At 55.7% G+C, this 3,628-nt stretch carries 3 protein-coding genes and 1 pseudogene; all 4 read left to right on the forward strand.

Annotated elements, in window-relative coordinates:
* Positions 1 to 75 precede the first annotated feature (75 nt).
* Positions 76 to 252, forward strand: a pseudogene (locus ACSZO1_RS21835) (UbiD family decarboxylase); the annotation flags it as partial.
* A 10-nt stretch (positions 253 to 262) separates the two neighbouring features.
* Positions 263 to 847 (forward strand): UbiX family flavin prenyltransferase, encoded by a 585-nt coding sequence (locus tag ACSZO1_RS21840; RefSeq protein WP_437616411.1) that lies wholly within the window; start codon positions 263 to 265, stop codon positions 845 to 847.
* Between the two features lie 22 nt (positions 848 to 869).
* Positions 870 to 1,586 (forward strand): DUF554 domain-containing protein, encoded by a 717-nt coding sequence (locus ACSZO1_RS21845; protein ID WP_437616413.1) that lies wholly within the window; start codon positions 870 to 872, stop codon positions 1,584 to 1,586.
* A 223-nt stretch (positions 1,587 to 1,809) separates the two neighbouring features.
* Positions 1,810 to 3,360, forward strand: a complete 1,551-nt coding sequence (locus ACSZO1_RS21850) for a methyl-accepting chemotaxis protein (RefSeq protein ID WP_437616415.1) — start codon at positions 1,810 to 1,812, stop codon at positions 3,358 to 3,360.
* Positions 3,361 to 3,628 lie beyond the last annotated feature (268 nt).

Consider the following 3,628-nt stretch of genomic DNA (forward strand, 5'->3'; position numbering starts at 1 on the left):
GCAGGATAGCTTATCGGTAGCTAACCGTCCCTCCATCCACATGACCAAGCGTTGCACTTATTATCTGAATTCGCGCGCTGCCATCCGCTCGACCCGTCGCAGTCGCCGCTCTACAACCCGGCCCTGACGCAGGAAGGGATGTCATGCAAAACCCTTTACGACTGTACCGTGCCGTTCCATCTGAAAGCACACTTCCAGCGTTCACGCTTTAAAACTGTCGACGTAAAACGTTTTCTGCCGGACTTCGAATAAGGAATAGCACATGGCGACCCAACGCATCATCGTCGGTATCAGCGGCGCATCGGGCTTTCAGTATGGCGTCAAAGCGCTGCAACTGTTGCAGGGCAAATCGCTGGAAGTGCATCTGGTGATTTCAAAAGGCGCGGAAAATACCTGCGAACTGGAAACCGACTACTCGCTGACCGAAGTGATGGCGATGGCGGATGTGGTACACAATATTGGCAACCTGGGCGCGTCCATTTCCAGCGGTTCGTTTAAAACGCTGGGCATGCTGGTGGCGCCCTGCTCGATGCGTTCGCTTGCCAGTATTGCCAGCAGCCTGACAGATAATCTGCTGACACGCGCCGCGGATGTGGTGCTGAAAGAGCGCCGTCGTCTGGTGCTGATGGTACGTGAAACACCGCTGCATCTCGGCCATGTGCAGAATATGGAGCGGGTTACCATGATGGGCGGGATTCTGTTCCCGCCCGTTCCAGCGCTGTATCAGCGCCCGCAAACGGTGGATGACATTATCACCCACAGCGTGGCACGGGCGCTGGATCTTTTTGGACTCGATGTTCGTGCCATTCCGCGCTGGGGCGACTACAATCTTCCGGCGCAACAATAACCTACGCTAAAAAGGATGCACTATGTTAATTGGCCCATACGTTAATGGCTCTGCGGTCATTATTGGCGGCCTGCTGGGGGCTCTCGCCAGCTCTTTTATCTCTGACCGGGTAAAAAATTCGCTGCCGATGATCTTCGGCCTCTGTTCCGTTGGTCTTGGCATCAGCCTGATTATTAAAGTTAAGTTTATGCCGGCAGTGGTGCTGGCGATGATTATCGGCACCGCACTGGGTGAAATCCTGTATGTGGAAAAAGGCATTGGCAAAGCGGCAGGGTCGACACGCACGCTGATTAATAAATTCCTGCCACCGGTAAAAGGGCTGAGCCAGGATGAATTTACCGAAAAATTTGTCGCGATTCTGGTGCTGTTCTGCGCCAGCGGCACCGGCATTTTCGGCGCCATGCACGAAGGGATGACCGGCGATCCGTCCATTCTGTATATCAAAACGGTGCTGGATCTGTTTACCGCGGCGATTTTCGCCACCATGCTCGGCTTCTCGGTGATGGTGATTGGCATTCCGCTGGTGATTATTCAGGTCGGACTGGCAACGCTGGCAACATTGATCCTGCCAATGATTACCCCCGATATGATGGCCGATTTCTCCTGTGCAGGCGGCCTGCTGATGGTCGCCACCGGATTACGCATCTGCAATATCAAGACCTTCCCTGTCGCCAATATGTTGCCCGCCCTGGTGCTGGTGATGCCATTCTCCTGGCTGTGGCTGCATTTCGTCGCCTGATATTCACCTGCCGGCAGCACTCAGCCGATCGCACTCTTGCTGGCCGCCCTTCAGGCGGCCATATTTTTACTCATAGCCGCAACATCGCCACAAAAAGCCCCACATTTCCGCAATGCTACGGAGATCTCATATTTACTTTTTTCACGTAAAGTTAACAGCGCGACTGCCGATAAGCTCCCGATTAAGTAGAATATCCAGACCACCATCATGGAGAACATCCGACATGAGTCGCTACGCTCTGCCCGCCCTGACCAGTAATGAGTATATTCTCGACGACGACACCACCCTGATGACCACCACCGACATCCACGGCAATATTACCTATGCCAATCAAAGCTTTGTCGATGTCAGTGGTTACTCTCTTGAGGAGATCGAAGGACAACCGCACAACCTCGTGCGCCACCCGGATATGCCAAAACCGGCGTTTGGCGACCTGTGGAAAACCATCAAACAAGGACAGCCGTGGACCGGGCTGGTGAAGAACCGACGCAAGAACGGGGATTACTACTGGGTGCGCGCGAACGTGGTGCCGCTGATCCGTGATAACAAAATTACCGGCTATATGTCGGTACGCATCAAGCCCGGGCGCGAGGAAGTGGCTGCCGCAGAGGCGCTGTATCAACAGATGCGTAACGGCCAGCTCACCGGCTGGCGTCTGCATAAAGGCCTGCTGTTGCGTACCGGCCTGCGCAAAAAACTGACCGCGCTGAAAACCCTGCCACTGCGCTGGCGTCTGCGCAGCGCTGCCGCAGCTTTCTGGTTACTCAGCATCGGCGGTTCACTGCTGGCGGGCGTCAGCGGCTCACCGCTGCTGCTGGCGGGTGGGCTGTCATTGCTGGCCTCTGCGCTGGTGTGCAGCTGGCTGGAGTGGCAGATTTCCCGTCCGATGGAGAGAGCCTGTCGTCTGGCGCTGAATGTCGCCACCGGTGCTGACCACCGGGTAGATAACTTCGACCGCGTGGATGAAGTGGGTATGACGCTGCGCGCCGTCAGTCAGCAGGGTCTGATGTTCCGCTGGCTGGTGAACGATGTGCGTGAGCAGGTGATCAACGTTCATCAGGCCAGTGATGTGCTGGCGCAGGACAGCGAGAAGATCGCCATCCGTACTGAACAGACCGCCGCCAGTGTGCAACAGACGGCTGCCGCGATGGAGCAGATGACGCGTGCCGTCGAGAACAATACCGACAGCACCGATAAAGCCAACAGCTTCGCCATCACCGTCAGTGAAGCCGCGCTGGAAAGCCGTGAAGTGATGCAAAGCGTGGTGGGCACCATGGATAAAATCTCCGCCAGTTCGACGCAAATCGCCACCATGTTAAGCCTGATCGACAGCATCGCCTTCCAGACCAATATTCTGGCGCTGAATGCGGCGGTGGAAGCGGCACGCGCCGGTGAACAGGGTAAAGGCTTTGCCGTTGTTGCCAGTGAAGTACGCCATCTGGCGAACCGCAGTGGTAATGCCGCCAGTGAAATCCGTCAGCTGATGCAGGCCAGCACGCAGAACGTAGCCACCGGTGCAGACCAGGTACGCGAAGCGGGCGATGCCATCACCGAAATGGTGGATAAAGTGCAGAGTGTGAAAGATCTGCTGAATCAGATCAGTACCGCCACCCACGAACAGGGCAGCGGCCTGAATGAAGTCGGTCAGGCAGTGGAAGTGCTGGATCAGAACACCCGCCAGAATGCCTCACTGGCCGAAGAGAGCGTGCAGGCAGCGGAAGCCATGAAAAACCAGGCACATCGTCTGGTCAATGCCATCAGCGTATTCAGCTGATCCCCGCGTTCAGACAGCCTGCCCGCAGGCTGTCTGATGCTTTTCCCGTCAGATGCTAAATTTCATAAAACTGTCACAAACCAGATTTTATATTATGAATGAACTGGTTGCCGCGTAATCCTTCTGCCACCCGCTTTCCTCCCCGCTAAAGCCTGCTGTGCCTGTGGTCGATACCCGCTGGTGTAACACCTTGTTCGCGAATTCAGATAATAAGTGCAACGCTTGGTCATGTGGATGGAGGGACGGTTAGCTACCGATAAGCTATCCT

Origin of the sequence: Erwinia sp. V71, assembly GCF_965644245.1 — a bacterium.
Lineage (GTDB): Bacteria > Pseudomonadota > Gammaproteobacteria > Enterobacterales > Enterobacteriaceae > Erwinia.

Coding starts and splice junctions, on each gene's coding strand:
- ACSZO1_RS21850 (WP_437616415.1), top strand. CDS start 1,810: ATGAGTCGCTACGCTCTGCCCGCCCTGACCAGTAATGAGTATATTCTC.
- ACSZO1_RS21845 (WP_437616413.1), top strand. CDS start 870: ATGTTAATTGGCCCATACGTTAATGGCTCTGCGGTCATTATTGGCGGC.
- ACSZO1_RS21840 (WP_437616411.1), top strand. CDS start 263: ATGGCGACCCAACGCATCATCGTCGGTATCAGCGGCGCATCGGGCTTT.